The 22001-nt window shown below is 67.8% G+C and carries 21 protein-coding genes; 12 read left to right on the forward strand and 9 right to left on the reverse strand.

From position 1 onward, the window contains the following. Nucleotides 1-7 precede the first annotated feature (7 nt). The 6 genes from glgX to TX88_RS01100 all read left to right on the forward strand — a co-directional run bounded on the left by glgX (nt 8) and on the right by TX88_RS01100 (nt 6853). On the forward strand, nt 8-2125 hold the full coding sequence (gene glgX / locus TX88_RS01075; RefSeq protein ID WP_110917988.1) for a glycogen debranching protein GlgX: 2118 nt from the start codon (nt 8-10) through the stop codon (nt 2123-2125). Nucleotides 2126-2415: 290 nt separating this feature from the next. Beyond that, nucleotides 2416-2886 (forward strand): MarR family winged helix-turn-helix transcriptional regulator, encoded by a 471-nt coding sequence (locus TX88_RS01080; RefSeq protein WP_044513997.1) that lies wholly within the window; start codon nt 2416-2418, stop codon nt 2884-2886. Further along, nucleotides 2883-3719, forward strand: a complete 837-nt coding sequence (locus TX88_RS01085) for an ATP-binding cassette domain-containing protein (RefSeq protein ID WP_044513998.1) — start codon at nt 2883-2885, stop codon at nt 3717-3719. Before TX88_RS01080 ends, TX88_RS01085 begins: the two co-directional genes overlap by 4 nt. Before the next feature lie 10 nt (nt 3720-3729). Continuing rightward, nucleotides 3730-4515: an ABC transporter permease gene (locus TX88_RS01090; RefSeq protein ID WP_209447015.1), complete on the forward strand. Its 786-nt coding sequence runs from the start codon at nt 3730-3732 to the stop codon at nt 4513-4515. Between the two features lie 71 nt (nt 4516-4586). Further along, nucleotides 4587-5744, forward strand: coding sequence for an acyl-CoA dehydrogenase family protein (locus tag TX88_RS01095; protein ID WP_044514000.1), 1158 nt, complete (start codon nt 4587-4589; stop codon nt 5742-5744). An 8-nt stretch (nt 5745-5752) separates the two neighbouring features. Beyond that, nucleotides 5753-6853, forward strand: coding sequence for an acyl-CoA dehydrogenase family protein (locus TX88_RS01100; RefSeq protein ID WP_044514002.1), 1101 nt, complete (start codon nt 5753-5755; stop codon nt 6851-6853). Here the strand turns inward: TX88_RS01100 and TX88_RS01105 are convergent. The 3 genes from TX88_RS01105 to treS are packed head-to-tail and all read right to left on the reverse strand — an operon-like array spanning nt 6803 to nt 11373. Then, a complete protein-coding gene (locus TX88_RS01105) occupies nt 6803-8287 on the reverse strand; it encodes an MFS transporter (RefSeq protein WP_044514003.1) in 1485 nt (494 codons plus the stop codon). The two genes, TX88_RS01100 and TX88_RS01105, sit on opposite strands and share 51 nt — an antisense overlap. A gap of 18 nt (nt 8288-8305) precedes the next feature. Then, nucleotides 8306-9628 carry a maltokinase N-terminal cap-like domain-containing protein gene (locus TX88_RS01110; protein ID WP_044514005.1) on the reverse strand — a complete coding sequence of 441 codons (1323 nt, stop codon included), beginning with the start codon at nt 9626-9628 and terminating at the stop codon, nt 8306-8308. Beyond that, the gene (gene treS / locus TX88_RS01115; RefSeq protein ID WP_044514006.1) at nt 9625-11373 is read right to left on the reverse strand and encodes a maltose alpha-D-glucosyltransferase; all 1749 of its coding nucleotides are present in this window, start codon (nt 11371-11373) and stop codon (nt 9625-9627) included. The genes TX88_RS01110 and treS overlap by 4 nt, the downstream gene beginning before the upstream one ends. Nucleotides 11374-11669: 296 nt before the next feature. On the opposite strand from treS, the gene TX88_RS01120 reads away from it, so the two are divergent. The 3 genes from TX88_RS01120 to pyrE are packed head-to-tail and all read left to right on the forward strand — an operon-like array spanning nt 11670 to nt 13458. Beyond that, on the forward strand, nt 11670-12059 hold the full coding sequence (locus TX88_RS01120) for a hypothetical protein (protein ID WP_044518973.1): 390 nt from the start codon (nt 11670-11672) through the stop codon (nt 12057-12059). 58 nt (nt 12060-12117) lie between these two features. Beyond that, on the forward strand, nt 12118-12855 hold the full coding sequence (locus tag TX88_RS01125) for a HugZ family pyridoxamine 5'-phosphate oxidase (protein WP_244438311.1): 738 nt from the start codon (nt 12118-12120) through the stop codon (nt 12853-12855). Nucleotides 12856-12888: 33 nt separating this feature from the next. Continuing rightward, nucleotides 12889-13458 carry an orotate phosphoribosyltransferase gene (pyrE, locus tag TX88_RS01130; protein WP_044514010.1) on the forward strand — a complete coding sequence of 190 codons (570 nt, stop codon included), beginning with the start codon at nt 12889-12891 and terminating at the stop codon, nt 13456-13458. Nucleotides 13459-13472: 14 nt separating this feature from the next. Here pyrE and TX88_RS01135 read toward each other — a convergent pair whose 3' ends face one another. Genes TX88_RS01135 through TX88_RS01150 form a run of 4 tightly spaced genes read right to left on the reverse strand, consistent with a single transcriptional unit; the run spans nt 13473 to nt 17309 of the window. Beyond that, the gene (locus TX88_RS01135; RefSeq protein WP_044514012.1) at nt 13473-14513 is read right to left on the reverse strand and encodes an ABC transporter ATP-binding protein; all 1041 of its coding nucleotides are present in this window, start codon (nt 14511-14513) and stop codon (nt 13473-13475) included. Continuing rightward, entirely contained in the window at nt 14510-15283 is a 774-nt protein-coding gene (locus TX88_RS01140; protein ID WP_044514013.1) for an ABC transporter permease, read from the reverse strand. Before TX88_RS01140 ends, TX88_RS01135 begins: the two co-directional genes overlap by 4 nt. Continuing rightward, complete coding sequence (locus TX88_RS01145; RefSeq protein ID WP_044514015.1) at nt 15280-16164, reverse strand: ABC transporter permease; 885 nt, start codon at nt 16162-16164, stop codon at nt 15280-15282. Before TX88_RS01145 ends, TX88_RS01140 begins: the two co-directional genes overlap by 4 nt. Before the next feature lie 8 nt (nt 16165-16172). Further along, a complete protein-coding gene (locus TX88_RS01150) occupies nt 16173-17309 on the reverse strand; it encodes an ABC transporter substrate-binding protein (RefSeq protein WP_044514016.1) in 1137 nt (378 codons plus the stop codon). Between the two features lie 100 nt (nt 17310-17409). Here TX88_RS01150 and TX88_RS34115 point away from each other — a divergent pair, with 100 nt between their 5' ends. From TX88_RS34115 to TX88_RS01165, 3 genes are all read left to right on the forward strand, one after another. Further along, on the forward strand, nt 17410-17841 hold the full coding sequence (locus TX88_RS34115) for a hypothetical protein (RefSeq protein WP_049924806.1): 432 nt from the start codon (nt 17410-17412) through the stop codon (nt 17839-17841). A gap of 36 nt (nt 17842-17877) precedes the next feature. Further along, nucleotides 17878-18306 carry a TIGR03668 family PPOX class F420-dependent oxidoreductase gene (locus TX88_RS01160; RefSeq protein ID WP_044514020.1) on the forward strand — a complete coding sequence of 143 codons (429 nt, stop codon included), beginning with the start codon at nt 17878-17880 and terminating at the stop codon, nt 18304-18306. Nucleotides 18307-18381: 75 nt separating this feature from the next. Continuing rightward, nucleotides 18382-20544: an elongation factor G-like protein EF-G2 gene (locus tag TX88_RS01165; protein ID WP_044514022.1), complete on the forward strand. Its 2163-nt coding sequence runs from the start codon at nt 18382-18384 to the stop codon at nt 20542-20544. Here the strand turns inward: TX88_RS01165 and TX88_RS01170 are convergent. Next, nucleotides 20541-20729 (reverse strand): ferredoxin, encoded by a 189-nt coding sequence (locus TX88_RS01170; protein ID WP_044514023.1) that lies wholly within the window; start codon nt 20727-20729, stop codon nt 20541-20543. The genes TX88_RS01165 and TX88_RS01170 overlap by 4 nt on opposite strands. Then, on the reverse strand, nt 20726-22000 hold the full coding sequence (locus TX88_RS01175) for a cytochrome P450 (RefSeq protein ID WP_044514025.1): 1275 nt from the start codon (nt 21998-22000) through the stop codon (nt 20726-20728). Before TX88_RS01175 ends, TX88_RS01170 begins: the two co-directional genes overlap by 4 nt. Nucleotide 22001: the final 1 nt, after the last annotated feature.

Here is a 22001-nt window from a genome sequence, read left to right on the forward strand (position 1 = left end):
AAGCGGGCTGGAAACGTGGCGGGGCAAGGCCTACCCACTCGGCGCCACCTACGACGGCTCGGGCACCAACTTCGCGTTGTTCAGTGAGGTCGCCGACCGGGTCGAGCTGTGCCTGTTCGATCCCGACGAATCCGGGACACTGCGCGAGACCCGGGTGACGCTGCCCGAGGTGGATGGATTCGTCTGGCACGGCTTCGTTCCCGGGATCGAACCCGGCCAGCGCTACGGCTACCGGGTGCACGGCCCGTACGACCCGGCGTCCGGTCAGCGCTGCAATCCGAACAAGCTCGTGCTGGACCCGTATGCCAAGGCCATAGAAGGCGACTTCGAATGGGGCCAGCCGCTGTTCTCGTACAACTTCGACGACCCGGGCAGCCGCAACGACGACGATTCGGCAACCAGCATGCCGAAAGCAGTGGTGATCAACCCGTATTTCGACTGGGGCGTCGACCACCCGCCCAGTCACGAGTACGCCGACACCGTCGTCTACGAGGCTCACGTCAAGGGACTCACCCAGACCCACCCGGACATCCCCGAACAGATGCGCGGAACCTACGCCGCCGTCGCCCACCCGGTGATCGTCGAGCATCTGAAGGCATTGAGGGTCAACGCCATCGAACTGATGCCGGTGCACCATTTCGTCGACGACTCCACGCTCGTCGAGAAGGGCCTGTCGAACTACTGGGGCTACAACACGATCGGGTTCCTCGCGCCCGACCCCCGCTACAGTTCGGCCGGCACGCCCGGCGGTCACGTCCAGGAATTCAAGGCCATGGTGCGCGAGCTGCACGCCAACGACATCGAGGTGATCCTCGATGTCGTCTACAACCACACGGCCGAGGGCAACCACCTGGGTCCGACGCTGTCGATGCGCGGTATCGACAACGCGGCCTACTACCGGCTGGTCGACGACGACAAGCAGTACTACATGGACTACACCGGCACCGGCAACAGTCTCAACGTCGGCCATCCCCATTCACTGCAACTGATCATGGACTCGTTGCGGTACTGGGTCACCGAGATGCACGTCGACGGGTTCCGATTCGACCTGGCCGCCACGCTGGCCCGCGAGTTCTACGACGTGGATCGGCTGAGCGCGTTTTTCGAACTGGTGCAACAGGATCCGATCGTCAGCCAGGTGAAGTTGATCGCCGAGCCGTGGGACGTCGGCCCCGGCGGCTACCAGGTGGGCAACTTCCCGCCGCAGTGGACCGAGTGGAACGGCAAGTTCCGCGACACCGTGCGCGACTACTGGCGCGGCGAGCCGGCCACGCTCGACGAGTTCGCCTACCGTCTGACCGGTTCGGCCGATCTGTACGAGCAGACGGGCCGCCGCCCGTTCGCCTCCATCAACTTTGTCACCGCACATGACGGCTTCACCCTGCGTGACCTGGTGTCCTACAACGAGAAACACAATCAGGCCAACGGCGAGGACAACCGCGACGGGGAGAGCAACAACAAGTCGTGGAACTGCGGCGCCGAAGGTCCGTCGGACGATCCTGCGGTCAATACGCTGCGTGGCCGCCAGCAGCGCAACTTCATTGCCACTCTGCTTCTTTCGCAAGGCGTTCCGATGCTCTCGCACGGTGACGAGCTGGGGCGCACCCAGCGCGGGAACAACAACGTCTACTGCCAGGACAACGACATCTCCTGGATCGACTGGGCCACTGCGGATTCCGATCTGATCGAGTTCACCCGCTCGGTGTCGGCGCTACGTGCGGCACACCCGGTGTTCCGGCGCCGCAGGTTCTTCGACGGCAGGCCGGTGCGCGAGGCGGGCACCGAGGGACTACCCGACATCGCCTGGTTCGCACCAGACGGCTCGGACATGACGGCCGAGGACTGGGAGACCGGGTATGCCAAGTCGGTGGCCGTGTACCTGAACGGACAGGGCATCGCCGATCCCGATGTCCGGGGACAACGCGTGGTGGACGACTCGTTCCTGCTGTGCTTCAACGCGCACTACGAACCGATCGAGTTCGTTTTACCACCGGCACAATTCGCCGCCCGCTGGGTTCCGGCGATCAGCACTTCGGCAAACTCCACACGCGATGCGGTCGCGGCCGGCAACACGGTGAAAGTGGATGCCCGGGCCGTCCTCGTACTGCAGTCAGAATCAGATTGAACGTCAATTCAAAAAGTTGCTCATCAGTCGGATGTCCCTGTCCTAACCAGGAAGTCTGGTACCTTGAGCATGTAGCAGCCGTGGCCGCCTAAGTAGACATTGAGCGCTTGTTCGATGTCACCGGCCGGGCGGGCTGGGGGGTACGAGCCGAAGAGCGGCGGCAACTACCCTGCGGCCACGGCTGCGGCCTCTCAGCGGCTTTGCCGCAAGACTTCCAACCTCATTCAAATCGGTTTCTCATCGCGCCCCTACAGTTCTCTCATCCGCAATACCTCTGCTACAGAGGTATTGTGGAAAATGTGCAGGAACAGCGTGATCTCGTCAGCGAGCTGTTCTCGGTCGTCGGCCGGTTCCGCAGGCAGCTGCGCCGGTCCACCGGGGGCGGTTTCGACGCCACCGGGTTGACCCAGTCCCAGGGCGAACTGTTGCGCCTGGTCGGGCGCAGGCCGGACATCTCGGTGCGCGAATCGGCCGCCGAGCTCAGCCTGGTACCCAACACCGCGTCCACCCTGGTGTCACGGCTGGTCGCCGACGGACTGCTGACCAGAACCACCGACGACGCGGATCGCCGGGTGGTCCGCCTGCGACTCACCCCGCCCGCACAGGCGATCGCCGACGAGTCGCGGGCCGCCCGCCGGGCAGCACTGGCGGCCGCGCTGACCCAGCTCGACGACAGCCAGATCACGGACCTGGCAAACGGATTGGACGTAATGACCGAACTCACCCGGCTGTTGCACGAGGGCGAAAAGGGGGAAGAGTGACCACCCAGACCACCCCGGCCATCGATTGCAGCCACCTGACCCACCGCTACGGCAGATTCACCGCCGTGGACGATCTGACCCTCCAGGTCCATCGCGGCGAGACCCTGGGTCTGCTCGGCCCGAACGGGGCCGGCAAGACCACCGCCGTGCGGGTGCTGACCACCCTGACACCGGTGCAGCAGGGCGAGGTGCGGATCTTCGGCCTCGACACCGATCGGCACACCATGGACATCCGGCACAACATCGGCTATGTGCCGCAACAACTCTCGATCGAGGCGGCACTGACCGGCCGACAGAACGTCGAGCTGTTCGCGCGCCTGTACGACGTGCCCCGCGCCGAACGCAGGGAGCGGGTGGACCAGGCGCTGGAGGCGATGCAACTGCTCGACGTGGCCGATGCCGTGGCCGGCACCTACTCCGGCGGCATGGTCCGCCGCCTCGAGCTGGCCCAGGCACTGGTCAATCGCCCGCTGCTGCTGATCCTCGACGAGCCCACGGTCGGGCTGGATCCCATCGCCCGCGACAGCGTCTGGACCCAGGTCGGCCGGATGCAGGACGAGTTCGGGATGACGGTGCTGCTCACCACCCACTACATGGGTGAGGCCGACGCCCTGTGCGATCGGGTGGCCCTGATGCACCACGGCCGGCTGCAGGCGCTGGGGACGCCCGCCGAGCTCAAGGCCAGGGTGTTGAAGGAGACCGCATCCGAGGACGCCACGCTGGAGGACGTCTTCCGCCATTACGCCGGTTCCGACCTGACCGACGACGGGCAACAGCCCGGCGCCATGCGCGAGGTGCGCGCGACCCGGAGGACGGCCCGCCGTGTCAGCTGATGTTCTGGTCATGGCCCCGCGCGGAATGGCCCGGGTCCCCGCGATGGCCCGGCGGATGTCGGCCTTCGCCCTCGTCGAACTGCAGAAGCTGCGGCACGACCGCACCGAGCTGTTCACCCGCATGGTGCAGCCCGCGCTGTGGCTGCTGATCTTCGGCCAGACCTTCAGCCGGCTGCACCTCGTCAACACCGGCGGCGTGCCCTACCTGGCCTTTCTGGCGCCCGGCATCATCGCCCAGTCGGCCCTGTTCATCTCGATCTTCTACGGCATCCAGATCATCTGGGACCGCGACGCCGGCATCCTGGCCAAGCTGATGGTCACCCCGGCGCCGGCCTCGGCACTGGTGGCGGGCAAGGCGTTCGCGGCCGGGGTGCGCTCGGTGGTGCAGGTCCTCGGCGTCGTGCTCCTGGCATACCTGATGGGGATCGCGATGACGGTCAATCCGCTGCGCATCCTGGCGGCGATGGCCGTGGTGGCCCTGGGCGCGGCGTTCTTCGCCTGCCTGTCGATGACGCTGGCCGGGCTGGTGCGCAAGCGTGACCGGCTGATGGGAATCGGCCAGGCCATCACCATGCCGTTGTTCTTCGCGTCCAACGCGCTGTACCCCGTCGACATCATGCCGACCTGGCTGCGCTGGCTGTCCACCGTCAACCCGCTCAGCTATGAGGTCAACGCGCTGCGGGGGCTGCTGATCGGCACCCCGACCAATTGGGTGCTGGACATCAGTGTGCTGGTCGCGTCGGCAGTACTGGGCGTGGCCGTCGCCTCGTTGTTGTTGCGCCGGCTGGTTCGCTAGGAGCAGCCCCGATACGCCCGACCAACCGGGTGGTTTAGTGTGCAGACAGATCCACCGACAGGGAGACGGTCATGCAACTGGCGCTCACACCGGAGGAAGCAGCTTTCCGCGATGAGCTGCGCACCTTCTACACGACGAAGATTCCCGCCGAGATTCGCGAACGAAATCGGCTCGGGTTGCCCATCGGCAAAGAGGGCATCGTCACGGCGCACAAAATCCTCCATGAACACGGACTTGCGGTGCCCAACTGGCCCGTCGAGTGGGGCGGCAAGGACTGGACGCCCAACCAGCACCAGATCTGGCTCGACGAGATGCAGCTGGCCAGCGTCCCCGAGCCGCTGACCTTCAACGCCCGGATGGTCGGGCCGGTGATCGCCGAGTTCGGTTCGCAGGCGGTCAAGGAGCGCTTCCTGCCGCCGACCGCGGCGCTGGACATCTGGTGGTGCCAGGGCTTCTCCGAGCCCGAGGCCGGCTCCGACCTGGCTTCGCTGCGCACCACCGCAGTCCGCGACGGCGACAGCTACGTGGTCAACGGCCAGAAGACCTGGACCACGCTGGGGCAGCACGCGGACTGGATCTTCTGTCTGGTCCGAACCGATCCGCAGGCCCCCAAGAAGCAGGCCGGCATCTCGTTCCTGCTCTTCGAGATGGACACCCCAGGTGTCACGCTGCGCCCGATCAAGCTGATCGACGGCAGCTACGAGGTCAACGAGGTGTTCTTCGAGGACGTCCGGGTGCCCGCCGACCAGCTCGTCGGCGAGGAGAACCAGGGCTGGACCTACGCGAAGTTCCTGCTCGGCAACGAGCGCACCGGCATCGCCCAGGTGGCCCGGACCAAGGTGCGTCTCGCCGAGGTCAAGGAACGCGCCGCGGCCAACGGCCTGCTGGCCGACCCGCTGTTCGCCGCACGACTGGCCGAGGCCGAAAACGACGTGCTGGCACTGGAACTCACCCAGATGCGGGTGACCTCCGATTCTGCTGACGGCAAGCCGAGCCCGGCCTCGTCGGTGCTGAAGCTGCGCGGCAGCCAGCTGCAGCAGACCGCCACCGAGCTGCTGGTCGAGGTCGCAGGCGCGGACGCGCTGCCCTACGAGGCCGGCGACATCGCCTCACCCGAATGGGCCCAGCACGCGGCCCCGCACTACCTCAACTACCGCAAGACCTCGATCTACGGCGGTAGCAACGAGGTGCAGCGCACCATCATCTCGTCCACCATTCTCGGATTGTGAGTTGAGCCATGGACTTTCAGCTGACTGACGAACAGACCCTGCTGGCCGACACCACCCGTGACCTGTTGTCGGGTTACGACACCGAAAAGCGGAACAAGGTGGTGGAGTCCGAGCCCGGGTTCGACCGCCAGATCTGGAAACAGCTCGCCGAGGTCGGCGTTCTGGGCCTGGGTTTCGACGAGGACTCCGGTGGCCAGATCGAGATCATGGTGGTGCTCAACGAGCTCGGGCGCCGGCTGGCCCCCGAGCCGGTACTGCACGGCGCGATCGGCCCCGGCGCGATCATCGCCGAAGCCGGCACCGACGCCCAGCGCGCACTGCTCGACGAAGTCGCTTCGGGCGAGCGGATTCTGGCCTTCGCCCACGCCGAGCCCGGTGTGCGCGGCACGGCGGGCGTGACGACCACCGCGACGCGCAGCGGCGACGGGTGGACCCTGAGCGGCACCAAGAATCCGGTGCTGGCCGGCGACGTCGCCGACACGCTGATCGTCAGCGCGGCCCTGCCCGACGGCGGCACCGGACTGTTCCTGGTCGACGCCGCCGATGTCACGCATCAGGGTTACCGCACCTTCGACGGCCAGCGAGGCGCCCAGGTCACCCTGGACGCCGCACCCGCCGAGCCGCTCGGCGAGGCCGCCGATGCCGGTGTCGCGATCACCAACGCGCTGGTGCGGATCTCGGCCGGGCTGTGCGCCGAGGCCGTCGGCGTGATGGACGAATCGCTGCGCCTGACCACCGACTACCTCAAGCAGCGCAAGCAGTTCGGGGTTACGCTGAGCAAGTTCCAGACCCTGACCCAGCGCGCCGCCGACATGTACATGTCGCTGGAGCTGGCGCGCAGCATGGGCACCTACGCGGCGATGTCCATCGCCGATGGTGAGCTCGACCCGGTGATCGCGGCGCGCGCCAAGCTGCAGATCGGACGGTCGGGCCGGCACATCTCGCAGGAATCGATCCAGCTGCACGGCGGCATCGGTGTCACCGCGGAGTACCCCGTGGGGCACTACGCCGCCCGGCTGACCGCGATCGAGCACACCCTGGGCTCGTCGTCCGATCAGCTACGGACGCTGGTGGGCCAGCTCGACAGCTACGAGATCGCCACCCTCTGAGGCCAGTTCTGATGGGGCCCCGGTCGGTTCGTCCGGCCGGGGCCCTTTCGGTATCGCCATGGCGATGAGGGCGGCACCGGCCGCCGCGACCGCGGCGATCAACAGGGCGGCGCGGAAGCCGCTTAACGACGGCAGCGCGTGCCCGGCGACCGTGACGGTCATCTGGGCCAGCACAGCGGTCATCACCGCACTCGAGGTCGACGTGCCCAGCGAGCGGGCCAGTGAGTTGATGCTGTTGGCCGACGCGGTTTCCGACACCGGCACCGCGGCATTGATCAGGGCGGGCAGGGCCGCGAAGGCGAACCCGACGCCGAAGCTGACGATCAGGCCGAGCACCATCACCCCGATCGGCGTGCCCAGCAGGACGATGCCGGCCAGGTAGCCCGCGGCGATGATGACGCTGCCGATCACCAACACGATCTTCGGTCCCCTGGCGGCCACCACCCGGGCGGCCACGGGTGCGGCCGCCATCATCGCCAGCCCGCCGGGCGCCATCCACAGGCCGGTGGCGATCATGCTCTGCCCCAACCCGAAACCCGTTTCTCGGGGCATCTCCAGCAGCTGAGGCCCCACGAGCGACAGCGCGAACATGCCGAAGCCCACCGCGATGGACGACAGGTTCGTCAGCAGCACCGGACGTTTCAGCGTGGTCCGCATGTCCACGATCGGCGAGGGCGCGCGGTACTGCCACCAGGTGAACACGCCGAAGGTCACCGCTGCCGCCGCGAACAGGCCGAGCGTGGTGACACTGCCCCAGCCCCACATCCCGCCCTTGGAGATCGGCAGCAACAGCATCACCAGACCCGCCCCCAGCGCCAGCGCACCGATCGGGTCGAAGCGGTGATCCGACGACACCGGTTCCAGGTCGGGCACCAGCAGGACGAACAGGACTCCGGAGGCCAGTCCGAGGAAGGCCGAACACCAGAACAGGGCATGCCAGTTGAAGTGTTCGGCGATCACCGCCGACAGCGGCAGACCCATCGCACCGCCGACGCCCAGCGATGCGCTCATCAGACCCATCGCCGAGGCCACCCGCTCGGCGGGCAGGGCGGAGCGCAGCACGCTGATGCCCAGCGGGATCACCGGAGCGCCGAATCCCTGCAGGCCGCGTCCGATGACCAGCGGGATCAGCGACGTGGTGGTGGCTGCGATGACCGATCCGGCGAACAGCATCGCGGCGCACAGCACCAGGATCCGTTTGGGGCCGTACATGTCTCCGAGCCGGCCCAGCACGGGCGTTGCGACGGCACCGGTCAGCAGGGTCGCGGTGATCGCCCACGACGCGTTGGCCGGGCTGGTGTCGAGCAGCGCGGGCAGTTGCGGGATGAGCGGGATCATCAGGGTCTGCATGAGCGAGACGCTGATGCCCGCCGCCGCGAGCACCGCGATCAGCAGCCCACCGGACGCCGATCGGCGCGTGGGCTGATTAGGCATACTAATGAAGATAGGTGACTAACTGAGCAGGCGCGCCACCGACCCCAGCGGGATGGGTAACCAACTGGGCCGGAACCGGGCCTCGTAGGCCGCCTCGTACACCGCCTTGTCCAGTTCATAGGCCGCCAGCAGGGCGGCGTACTCGCGCGGATCGACGCCGGCCACCGCGGCATAGCCGTCGCAGAACGCCGCGCTGTTGCGGTCGGCCCATTCCCGCGCCCTGGCAGCCACCTGCCGGGCCCGCTCGTCGTCTCCCGCCAGCTCCACCAGCCGTGCATACGCCGCGTACTCGAACGACCTCACCATGCCCGCGACGTCACGCAGCGGGGAATCCGGGCTGCGGCGCAGTTCCAGTGGCTGGCCGGGTTCCCCTTCGAAGTCGATCAGCAGCCACCGCTCCGGGGTCCGCAGCACCTGGCCCAGATGCAGATCGCCGTGGATCCGCTGCACGCCCACCTGCTCGTCGGCCAGTTTGCGGTAGCGGTCCTCGATCAATGAAACATGTTGGTGCAGTTCGGGTACCGCATCTGCGGCGGTGGCCAGGCGGGCGGACATGAGGTCCGCCGGGAACGGCACCGACGCGGTGCCGAGTTGCTCGGCCAGACAGGCGTGCACCGAGGCGACCGCCTCGCCCAGGCGGTAGGACTCGGCGGCGAAGTCACCACCCACCTCGTCCGCGTAGAGGTCCCCCTCGGCGAACAGATCCCGGGTGCTCGCGGTGGCCATATCCCAGCCCTCAGCGGAGTTGGCGGCGAACTCCGTCACCATCCCCAACGCGAAAGGCTCACCGTCCCAGTCGATATCCATCGATCCGAGCAGCGTCGCCACGTGCGGGTTGCCGGCCCTGGCCAGCACCCGGTTGAGTTCGATGTCGGGATTCACGCCCGGGGTGATCCGGCGGAACACCTTGAACACGGCATCCTGCCCGAACACCACACTGGTGTTGCTCTGTTCGGCCGCCGACACCCGGGGCGGGGCATCCAGGGGCAGGACGGCCCCGGGCTCCTTGCCGCACCTCAGCCCGGCCACCGTGGCAGAACGGTCGATCAGTTGCAGCAGATACCGCGCCGCGTCCTGGTCGTAGAGGGCGTCATAGGCGGTCCGCCCGTCGGAACCACCGATCGTGGCCACCGAGCTGTACTCGTCGATCGGCTCGGCATCCCACTTCACCAGCACCTGGTAGCGCTCGGTGCCACCGTCGGCATAGGACACCTTCAGCAACGTGAGTTCGAGGTCGGGCCCGAGCTCGACCACCAAACCCGGTGTGGCGGAGACCAACTCGCGGCCGCGGCCGGCATACCACCGTTGCTGGCCGAGCCAGTCACCGAATTCGATGCTCATTGCTGCACTCCAGGGTCTTGCTCGGGCTCACGGAGCTGGAACCAGTAGAACCCGTGCCCCGGCAGGGTCAGCAGGTACGGCAGCTGGCCGATGCTGGGGAACTCCACGTAGCCGGACAACTCGATGGGCGTATACCCGTTCCACTCCTGCAGATTCAGTTCGATGGGCTGAGGGAACCTGGACAGGTTGTTGACGCACAACACCGCATCCCCGTTGCCCTCGATCTGCCGCACATATGCCAGCACCGACGGGTTGGAACCGCCGAGTTCGCGGAACTCCCCGATCGCGAATGCGTCGTGGCGGCCCCGCATGGCCAGCATGCTTCGGGTCCAGTTCAGCAGTGACGTCGAGCTGTCCCGCTGGGCCTCGACATTGACCGACTGGTACCCGTAGACCGCGTCCTGGTTCGGCGGCAGGTACAGCCGCCCCGGGTTGGCCGTGGAGAATCCGGTGTTGCGGTCCGGCGTCCACTGCATCGGGGTGCGCACACTGTCGCGATCGCCGAGCCAGATGATGTCGCCCATCCCGATCTCGTCTCCGTAGTACAACATCGGGGACCCGGGCAGGGACAGCAGCAGCGCGGTGAACAGTTCGATCTGGTTGCGGTCGTTCTCCAGCAGCGGGGCCAGCCTGCGCCGGATGCCGACGTTGGCCTTCATCCGTGGATCCTTGGCGTACTCGGCGTACATGTAGTCACGCTCGTCGTCGGTGACCATCTCCAGGGTCAGCTCGTCGTGGTTGCGCAGGAAGATCGCCCAGTGCGCCATGTCCGGGATCGCCGGCGTCTGCGCCAGGATCTCCGAGATCGGGAACCGCGACTCCCGTCGCACCGCCATGAAGATCCGCGGCATGAGCGGGAAGTGGAAGGCCATGTGGCACTCGTCGCCGCCGGTGCCCGGATCGCCGAAGTACTCGACGACGTCGGCCGGCCACTGGTTGGCCTCGGCGAGCAGTACCCGGCCGGGGAACTCGTCGTCGACCACCTTGCGGCAGCGCTTGAGGAACGCGTGGGTCTCGGGCAGGTTCTCGCAATTGGTGCCCTCGCGCTCGAACAGGTAGGGCACCGCGTCCAACCGGAACCCGTCGATACCCAGGTCCAGCCAGAACCGCAGGACGTCGATCATCGCCTCCTGCACGGCAGGGTTCTCGTAGTTCAGATCGGGCTGGTGCGAGAAGAACCGGTGCCAGTAGAACTGGCGGCGCACCGGGTCGAACGTCCAGTTCGACTCCTCGGTGTCGACGAAGATGATGCGCGCGTCGGCGTAGCGGTCGCTGCTGTCGCTCCAGACGTAGAAGTCGCCGTACGGGCCGTCGGGGTTGTGCCGCGACTCCTGGAACCACGCGTGGGAATCGGAGGTGTGGTTCATCACCAGATCGGTGATGACGCGGATGCCCCTGCGGTGCGCGCCGTCGAGCAGGGTGACGAAGTCCTCCACGGTGCCGAACTCCGGCAGCACCTTGTAGAAGTCGCGGATGTCGTAGCCACCGTCGCGCAGTGGCGAATCGTAGAAGGGCGGCAGCCAGAGGCAGTCCACACCCAGCCATTTGAGGTAGTCGAGCTGTTGGGTCAGGCCCTGCAGATCGCCCACGCCGTCGGCGTTGGAGTCGTAGAACGCGCGGACCAGAACCTCGTAGAACACCGCCCGCTTGAACCAGTCCCGGTCGGTCGGCAGCGTTCTGGCATGGCTGAAGTCCTCAGCGGTCGGATGCTCGACCAGTGGCTGATCGTCCTGAACGTTGTCCATCAGCCTTCCAACGTACCCACTTCGTCCGCACTCGACACCCGGACGGAACCTCGGACGGACCGTGGCATCCCGAAATGATCCTGCAGCAACGTGATTCGCCCGCACCGGCGGGTTTGCGGAAAAACTAACGGTTGAATAAGAGACAGCAACGGGTTACGTTTTTCCCGCATTTGATCTCCTCGTCGGCTATGGGCCGGCGAGCACAAACTTTCGACGAGGGATGGCCTGTGGGTGAGTCGGCACCTAATGACGGTGAAGCACCAGTAATCGTTGGACTTTCTGATGCAGCGATGCACATGTACGTCGCCGCGATCGACGCGCTGCCGCCGGTCGGCGACCCGGAGTACGCAGACCGCGTCGCCGTCGTCCTCAGCGGTCTCCGCAAGCTGCAGACGTCGCTGTCGGAGGCGGCGGGCCGCAGCCGCGTCACCCCGTCGGTCATCGTCGCGCTCAGCGGTGTGCGGCACCGCTACGACGAGCTGATGACCACCGCGGCCGAAGGCCCCAGCGCCACGCTCGGCCAGCGTCTCTACGTCGCGCGCGGCAACGCGAAGCTGTCCACCGAGGAAGCCGCCAACGGCGTCGGCCTGCGCAAGGACCTCATCGAGGCCGTCGAGGCCGAAGAGCCCGCGACCGAGGCCGAAACCGCTCAGATCAAGGATCTGATCGCCGCCCTGGGCGGCTGAGCTGCGCGATCACGGCGACCCAGGCGATGCCCCCTCGGTTCCTCCCCCGTTGACGGAGGTGACCCAGGGGGCACGTCCGTCTGCGGCCGAGGAAGCCCGCACGGTCGCCGCGTCGACCAACGCGGGCACCCTCGCCACGCTCACCTCCGACGGCGACCCGTGGGCGTCGTTCATCACCTACGGCCTGCTGGACGGCGCCCCGGTGCTGTGCGTGTCGAACATGGCCGAGCACGGTCGCAACCTCGCCGGCGACCCTCGGGCCAGCATCTCCATCGTCGCCCCCGACGACGGGTCGGATCCGTTGGCGAGCAGTCGCGTCACGCTGGCCGGGATCGCCGAACGCCCCGCCGGCGACGAACAGGACGCCGCGCGGCAGGCCCACCTGGACGCGGTGGCATCTGCCCGCTACTACATCGACTTCAGCGACTTCTCGCTCTGGGTACTGCGCGTGCACCGGGTGCGCTGGGTCGGCGGATACGGCCGGATGGACTCGACCACCGGCGAGGCCTACTCGGGAGCCGAACCCGATCCGGTCGCGCCCCACGCCGCGGGCGCGATCGACCATCTCAACGCCGACCACGCCGATTCGCTGGCCGACATGGCCCGAACCCTCGGCGGCTACCCCGACACCACCCTGGCGGTGTGCACCGGCGCCGACCGCTACGGCCTGGATCTGCGGGTCACCACCGAGCGCGGGATGGCCTACACCCGGGTCGGCTACGCCGGGCCGATCAGCTCATGCGGTGAGTTGCGAGCGGCCACAGTCGAGTTGGCCCAGCGCGCCAGGCAGGGCTGAGACCACCTCGACCCGTGCAATACGATCGCGGGTATGCCTGAGCGCCCGGAGACCTGGCAAGCCGCCTTCGACCTGATCCGCACCCGCGGTTACGAACACCGCGAGGAACCGTTCCGGCTGGCCAGCGGGCAGCTGAGCCACGACTACATCGACGGCAAGTTCGCCATCGACACCGGCGAACGGATGGCCATCGTCAGCCGTGCGGTGGCCGATCTGGCGGCCGCGAGCGGCATCGAGTTCGACGCCGTCGGCGGACTGACCATGGGCGCCGACCCGCTGGCGCACGGTGTCGCGATGGTGACCGGCAAGGCCTGGTTCTCGGTGCGCAAGGAACAGAAGGCACGCGGCCGCGAGCAGTGGATCGAGGGCACCCGCCTCGAGCCCGGCACCCGCGTGCTGCTGGTCGACGACGTGATCAGCACCGGCGGCTCCACCGAGATCGCCTACGAACGCGTGACCGCCGTCGGGGCCGTCGTCACCGGCGTCATCCCGATGGTCGACCGTGGCGACGTCGCGACGGGCCGGTTCGCCAAGCGCGGCGTGCCGTTCGCGGCACTGGTCACCTACCGCGATCTGGGCATCGAGCCCGTCAAGGATGTCTAGGGCCGACGCCTGAGCTAGACCACCAGCACCGGCGAACGCTCCAGTGCGAGGCTGACCACCAGCCCCGGCCTGAAGGCCCGCGCCCGGGAACTCGGCAGCTGCGCGTGGATCACCGAGCCGTCCGGCAGTGACAGGTACACGTGGGATATCGGGCCGAGGAACGCCACCGATTCCACCACCGCGTGCCCGTCCGGATCTGCGCGCACCCGGAACGACTCCGGGCGCACCATCGCCGTCCCCGTTCCTGAGGTCACCGACCCGGGCAGGGTAGGCACCACCGTCCCCAGCAGCCGGGCGCGGTCGCCCGAAACCCGCGCACGCACCTTGTTGTGCAACCCGATGAACTCGGCGACGAAGCGGGTCGACGGGCGGGCATAGAGCACGGCGGGGGCTGCCAGTTGCTCGAGTTTGCCGTGGCTCATCACACCGACGCGGTCCGCAACGGCCATGGCCTCCTCCTGGTCGTGCGTGACGAACAAGGTGGTGGTGCCGACCTCCAGCTGCACCCGGCGGATTTCGTCGCGCAACTGGGAGCGCACCTTCGCGTCCAGAGCCGACAGCGGCTCGTCGAGCAGCAGCACCCTCGGCTCGATCGCCAGGGCCCGGGCCAGTGCCACGCGCTGCTGCTCACCCCCGGACAACTCGCCGGCGAACTTGCCCTTGTGCGCCGCCAGGCCGACCAGGTCGAGCATGTCCGCGGCCCGGGACAGCCTGTCCCGCTTGGATTTTCCGCGCATCTTCAAACCGAAGGCGACGTTGTCCAGCACTGTCAGGTGCGGGAACAGGCTGTAGGCCTGGAACACCATGCCCATATCGCGTCTGTTGGCCGGCACCGAGCTGATGTCGCGCCCGTCGACCAGCACGGCCCCGGAGCTGGCCTCCTCCAGTCCGGCCAGGATGCGCAGCGCCGTGGTCTTGCCGCAGCCCGATGGCCCGAGCAGTGCCACCAACTCCCCCGGCTCGATGGACAGGCTCAGCCCGTCGAGCGCGTTGACGTTGCCATAAGTGCGCGTGAGGTCACGAAGTTCAACCCGCACACCGACACTGCCGCTCACGCCTGGACTCCTGACCTTCTGCGACGGCCCCGGGTGAGGGCCGCCAACACCAACAACAATGCGAATCCGAGCAGCAGGGTGGCCAGTGAGGCCGCCACCGAAGTAGGGCCGTCGCTCTTACCGATCGCGACGATCTGAACCGGCAGCGTCTCGAACCCGATCAGCGAGGCGACGGTGTACTCGCCGAGCACCACCGCGATGGAGATGAAGGCCGCGGACAGGATCCCGGACCAGATGTTGGGCACGATCACCCGGCCGATCGTCGACCACCACCCGGCGCCCAGCGACCGGGCGGCCTCCGACAACGTCTGCAGATCGATGGCGGCCAGCGCCGAGTCGATCGACCGGTAGGCGAACGGCAGCACCAGCACCACGTACACGAACGTCAGGGTGAGCGCCGATTCGCCGAGAAGGTAAGTGACCCAGAGGTATACGTTCCGCAGGCCCACCACGATCACCAGGGCCGGGATGGTCAACGGCAGCAGGCAGAGAAACTCCACGAACCGGCCGGCCCAGCGGGCCCGCAGGCGTACCCAGATCATCGTCGGCACCAGCAGCACCAGCATCGCGATGACGGTGAACACCGCGAGCAGCAGCGAGATCAGGATGGCGTGATAGAGCGCTTCATCGACGACCAGGTTGCGCCAGGCCGCGGCGGTGCGCCCACCGGCGATGAGGTCGCGGGTGGAGAAATCTGCCATGGCGTACAGGGGAAACAGGAAGAACAGGCCGAAGAGCACCCAGAGAACCGGCCGGTACACCCGGTTCATTTGAGCCACCTCGCCGTCCGGCGCACCAGCGCGTTGTAGGCGATCATCACCGCGGCCACCACCACGATCATCTCGCACGCCAGCGCATAGGCGAATCCGGACTGACCCAGCACGACCTCGCTGGTGAGTGCGGCGCGGATCAACAGCGGCACGATCGGACTGCCCTGGCTGACCAGCGCGGCCGCGGTGGCATAGGCGGCAAAGGCATTGGCGAACAACAGCAGTGCCGAACCGAGGAAGGCCGGGCTCAGCAAGGGCACGGCGACCTCCCGCAGGTACTGCCACTGCGACGCGCCGAGGCTCACCGCGGCCTCGTGCCACTGTTCGCGCAATCCCTCGAGGGCAGGCAGGAACACGATCACCATCAGCGGGATCTGAAAGTAGGTGTAGACCAGGATCAGCCCGGGCAGTCCGTACAGCCAGCCGGACCCGGCCAGGTCCCAGCCGAGGTTCTCCTTGACCCACAAGGTCAGCACGCCGTTGAGCCCGATGGTGGCCAGGAACGCGAATGCCAGTGCCACGCCGCCGAACTGGGCGAGCACACTGCACAGGGCCAGCACCGCGCGCCGAAGCATCGACGCCGGCGGGCTGCTGACGATCAACCAGGCCAGCACCGCACCCAGCACCGCTCCGATCAGCGCCGTGCTCGCCGACAGCACAATGCTCTTGGCCAGTGCCGCCAAGGCGGTTCCGGAGAACAGCGCAGCGATCCGGTCCAGCGAGAAGGATCCGTCGGCGAAGAACGCCATGACGATCACCGTCACCGTGGGCACGATCAGGAACACCGTCACCACCGCCACGAACGGCAGCAGCGGCAGGGCATCCCGGACTCTCCCGCGGATGTCCGTCCGCAGATCCCGTCGAGAAGTACTACCCGGCATAGAGGAACTCAGCCGATCGCCTTGGCCCAGTTGTCGGCCAGATACTTGTTGGCGGTGTCGGTCTGGGCCTGGCTCGCGACGGTCACCGGGCCGTCGATCGGGGGCAACTGGCCGAACGCCGCACGGTCGGCGGTGCCTGCCAGGATCATCTTGTCGGCGCGGACCGGGCGAACGCCGCCTTGGGCGTACAGGTTCTGCCCCTCGTCGCTGAACAGGAACTCCTGCCACAACCGGGCCGCCGCCGGATGCGGCGCATCCTTGTTGATCGCCTGGTAGTAGTAGCCGGCCACCAGCGCCTCGTGGGGAACGATCACCTGCCAGCCGGGGACCTTCTGACTTTCGGTGCCGTTGAGGTAGTTCCAGTCGATCACCACGGGAGTCTGTCCCGATGCGATGGTGGCCGGGGTCGGGTCAAGCGGCAGGAAGTTGCCCGCCTCGTTGAGCTTTGCGAAGAACGCGACGCCGGGCGCGATGTCGTCGGCCGATCCACCCTGGGCCACCGCCGCCATCAGTACCCCGGCGAACGCGGCGCCGGCCTGGGTCGGGTCGCCGTTGAGAGCGACCTTGCCGTGGTACTCGGGCTTGAGCAGGTCCTCGACGGAGGTGATCGGCGGAACCTTGGTCGAGTCGTAGCCGATGGACATGAAGCCGCCGTAGTCGTTGACCCAGGTGCCGTCGGGGTCCTTGAGCTTCTCCGGGATGTCGTCGAACGTGGCCACCTTGTAGGGAGCGAACATCGACGTGTTCGCCAGCGCGACCGACTGTCCCAGATCGAACACGTCGGGCGCGGTGCTCTTGCCCTTCTGCTGGTTGGCGGCGTTGATCTCCTCCTGGCTGGAGCCGTCGGGCTGCGCCGAGTTGACCTTGATGCCGTACTTGTCGGAGAAGGCCTTGATGATGGCGCCGTAGTTCGCCCAATCCGGGGGCAACGCAATCACATTGAGTTCGCCTTCGGCCTTGGCCGCCTCGACGAGCTTGTCCATCCCGCCGAAATCGGCTGCCGACTTGGCCTCGGCGACCTTGACCCCGGTGTCGGTGTTGCCACCGGCGGCGCCCTTCTCCGGCGGCGCGCACGCCGCCAGGCCCACCGCGAGGAGGGCCGACGCGGCGAGGGCGGATACCGTCGCGATCCGGGATGCGATCATTGCCAATTCCTCCGATGCTCGGGAAGCGCGCACCGGCACCCTATCGCGACCCCGCCGAACGTGAGACGCATCGCCGGGGCCCGGACGTTAGCATCACGTGATGTCCCTACCCGGTCTCGGAGGCGGCTTCGACCTCGACGGCTGGAGCTTCAAGCCGGCAGCGGTGCCCTGGTACCGCACCCGCCGCGCGGTGATCGCGATGCTCGCCGCCGCCGTGGCCGCGGGTGCCATCGTGGTCTCGGGTGTGCTTTTGCTGCTGCGGGATTCACCGACTGCCCACGAACCGGCGACGACACCGTCGCCCTCGCCGTCGGCCACGGCTCCCATGCCGTCGCCGTCGCTGCGGGTGGGCGTGCCGCCCGCTCCCCCGGAACCACCGCCCGCCCCACCTCCGGAGACCCAGCAGGCCCCGGTGTACCGACCCACCCACCGGCCCACCGAGACCAAGAAGCCCGAGATCGGCGTCACCCGCACCCCGGTCACCCGCTCGCCGATCAGCGTGGCCCCCCAGCCGCGACATCCCCGCAACTGAGGCCTCCGCCGAACGGAGTGCGCCTACCCTGGGGCCATGTCCGGGCTCGACGCCATCGCGCAGTTCGCAAGCGCACCCTGTGCGGTGCTCGCGACGCTGGGCGCCGACGGCGCACCCCACCTGGTGCCGGTGGTGTTCGCGGTCCACGTGCCTGCCGATCCGCACGCCGCGGCCACCATCTACACCGCGGTCGACGCGAAACCGAAGTCCACCCAACGGCTGCGGCGGCTGGCCAACATCGAAGGCGACAGCCGGGTCAGCCTGCTCGTCGACCACTACACCGACGAGTGGGCGCACCTGTGGTGGGTACGGGCCGACGGACGGGCCGCGGTCCATCACAGCGGTGACGCGATGGCCACCGGTTACGGGCTGCTGCGCGCGAAATACCCGCAGTACGAGCGCATTGCGCTGAACGGTCCGGTCATCACCGTCGACGTCACCCACTGGTCCTCCTGGCAGGTCTGATCACCGCACCCCCGGGTCTTGTGTCGTAGGTCACATCAGGGAATGGTGGAGGGCGGGTACACCAGGAGGAATGCCATGGCGGACAAGACGCACTCAGCCGGCAACGGGGCAGTCCCCACCGCGGACAGTCCGACCGCCATCCGCAACGTGGTGCTGGTCGGCCCGTCGGGTGCGGGCAAGACCACGCTCGTGGAGGCGCTCCTGGTCGCCGCGGGGGTGCTGACCCGGGCGGGCTCGGTGGTGGACGGGTCGACGGTGTGCGATTTCGATGACGCCGAGGTCAGTCAGCAACGCTCGGTCGGCCTGGCACTGGCTCCGTTGCAGCACAACGGGATCAAGGTGAACCTGATCGACACCCCCGGATACGCCGATTTCGTCGGGGAGCTGCGCGCCGGGCTGCGCGCCGCCGACTGCGCACTGTTCGTCATCGCGGCCAACGAGAACGTCGACGAGCCGACGAAGTCGCTGTGGCAGGAATGCGCGGCGGTCGGCATGCCGCGTGCCGTCGTCATCACCAAGCTCGACCACGCCAGGGCCAACTACGCAAATGCCCTGGCCGGTGCCCAGCAGGCCTTCGGTGACAAGGTGGCGCCCCTGTACTTCCCCGCCGCGGACGGGGTGATCGGCCTGCTCACCCGCACGTACTACTGCTACAGCGGCGGCACCCGCACCACCCGGCCGCCCGATGGCGCCTACGACGATCAGATCGCCGAACTGCGGGGCTCTCTGATCGAGGGGATCATCGAGGAATCCGAGGACGAGACGCTCATGGAGCGCTACCTCGGCGGCGAGGAGATCGACGAGTCCGTGTTGATCGCCGACCTGGAGAAGGCCGTGGCCCGCGGCTCGTTCTTCCCGGTGATCCCGGTGTGCAGCGGATCCGGGGTCGGCACGCTCGAACTGCTGGAGATCGCCACCCGAGGCTTCCCGTCACCGCCCGAACACCGCCTGCCGGAGGTGTTCGCCGCCAGTGGCGCCGCCCGCAAGCCGATGGCCTGCGATCCGTCGGGTCCGCTGCTGGCCGAGGTGGTGAAGACGACGTCGGATCCCTATGTCGGCAGGGTCAGCCTGGTCCGGGTGTTCTCCGGCACCATCAGGCCCGACGCCACCGTGCATGTGTCGGGCCATTTTTCTGCGTTCAACGGGTCGGTGGCACCGGCCGGGTCGCACGGGCATGCCGACCATGACGAGGACGAGCGCATCGGCACCCTGTCCTTCCCGCTGGGCAAGCAGCAGCGCCCGGCTCCCTCGGTGGTGGCCGGGGACATCTGTGCGATCGGCCGGCTCAGTCACGCCGAGACCGGTGACACCCTCAGCGACAAGGCCGATCCGCTGGTACTGCGGCCGTGGACGATGCCCGATCCGCTGCTGCCCATCGCGGTGCAGCCCCGCGCCAAGACCGACGAGGACAAGCTCTCGGTCGGATTGCAGCGGCTGGCCGCGGAAGATCCCACCCTGCGCATCGAGCAGAATCCCGAAACCCACCAGATCGTGCTGTGGTGCATGGGTGAGGCGCACGCCGGGGTGGTGCTCGACGGCCTGTCGCGGCGCTACGGGGTGTCGGTGGACACCGTCGAGCTGCGGGTGCCGCTACGGGAAACGCTCGGCGGCAAGGCAAAAGGACATGGCAGGCACGTCAAGCAGTCCGGCGGGCACGGCCAGTACGCGGTGTGCGACATCGAGGTCGAGCCGCTCCCCGAGGGCAGCGGATTCGAGTTCGTCGACAAGGTCGTCGGCGGAGCCGTACCGCGCCAGTTCATCCCGAGCGTCGAGAAGGGTGTGCGGGCCCAGATGGAGAAGGGCATGGCCGGTGACCACGGGGACGGCGGGTACCCCGTCGTCGACATCCGGGTGACGCTGGTCGACGGCAAGTCCCACAGCGTGGACTCATCGGATTTCGCGTTCCAGATGGCCGGCGGGCTCGCGCTGCGCGAGGCGGCCGCAGCCGCGGGCGTGAACCTGCTCGAGCCGATCGACGACGTGACCGTGGTGGTGCCCGACGATCTGGTGGGTGCGGTGATGAGCGATCTGGCCGGCCGGCGCGGCCGGGTGCTCGGTACCGACAAGGCGGACGAGGGCCGGACCGCGGTCAAGGCCGAGATTCCCGAGGTGGAACTGACCCGCTACGCGATCGACCTGCGGTCGCTCTCGCACGGCGCCGGGGCCTTCACGCGGGGGTTCGCCCGCTACGAGCCGATGCCCGACGCTGCCGCCGCCCGGGTGCGCAAGGCGGTCTAGTCGAAGGTGATCGCGTGCTCCGGGCACGCGGTGACGGCTTCGGGCACCTCGGAGGCCAGTTCAGGCGGCACATCGTCGACGAGCGCCTCGGCGTAACCACCGTCGGTCAGGGTGAACACGTCCGGGCACACGGCGACACAGACGCCGTGTCCGCGGCAGCGGTCGTCGTCGACGTGGACCTTCATCGCGGGGTGACCTCGAGGTGCAGGACGGTCAGGCCACGCAGGATGTACGTCGGGACGTAGTCGAACCGGCGGGCGCCTTCCGGGCCGTGTTCGGCTTCTGACAGCCGGATCTGGCTGGTGCGGGCCAGGATTCGCTCCAGGCACACCCGGGCCTCGGCCCGCGCCAGTGGCGCACCGGGACAGGAGTGCACACCGCGCCCGAATGCGATGTGCCTGCGGGCATTCGGGCGGTCGACGTCGAAGGTGTCCGGGTCCTCGAACTGCCGCGGGTCCCGGTTGGCCGCACCGTTGCACACCATCAGCGTGGCCCCGGCCGGCACGTCGACCCCGCCGATCGTGGCCGCGCTGCGCGCCAGCCGGAAGTCACCCTTGATGGGGCTCTCCCACCGCAACGTCTCTTCGATGAAATTCGGGATCCTGGCGGGTTCGGCACGCAGCAGATCCTGCAGATCCTGGCGTTCGGCAAGCAGTTTGAGCGCGGAACTCAGCAGCCGCACCGTGGTTTCCTGGCCGGCCAGGTAGAGGTTGGCGGCCAACCGCACCACGTCGATGACCTCGGGGGTCGAGCCGTCCGGGAACTTCGCGGCGGCCATCTCGGTGAGGGTGTCCCCACGCGGGTTCGCCCGGCGCTCGGCGATGTAGGCCGAGAACTTCTCGTACAGGTACTCCAGCGGATTCTGTTGGACGGACTGCTCGGCGGTGCTGCCGATGCCGGCCTGATCGTGCCCACCCATCCGGGCCGCGAACTCGTCGCGGTCGTCCTCCGGGACACCGAGCAGGTCGGCGATCACCAGAAGCGTGAACGGACCGGCGAATTCGGAGATGAACTCACCGCCACCGCGGGTCACGTAGGGCTCCAGTGTCTGATCGGCCAGCCGCCACATGAAGTCCTCGTTCTGCTTGAGGCGCTTCGGTGTGATCAGCCCCATCAACAGCGCGCGGTGCTCGGTGTGGGTGGGCGGGTCGAACGTGGTGATCTGGTCGCTCATCGGCAGTTCGTCACGGTGCCTGTCGATGAGGTCGCTGACCTCTTGATCGGAATGCCCCTCCAGCGCGACCGGGAATCCGGGAAACGGTCCGGTCACCGAGGTGGCCGAGGAGAACGTCGCAGGGTCGCCGCACACCGCGACGGCCTCGTCGTAGCCGGTCACCATCACCACGTTCTGATGCGGTTCCCGCTGCACCGGACAACGCTCCCGCAGCCCGGCCAGGAACGGATAGGGGTCGGGCACGAGGCTCTCGTCGCGAAAGAAATCCCGGTTGTCAGTCATC

This window comes from Mycolicibacterium septicum DSM 44393 (assembly GCF_000455325.1).
GTDB classification, from domain to species: Bacteria; Actinomycetota; Actinomycetes; order Mycobacteriales; family Mycobacteriaceae; genus Mycobacterium; species Mycobacterium septicum.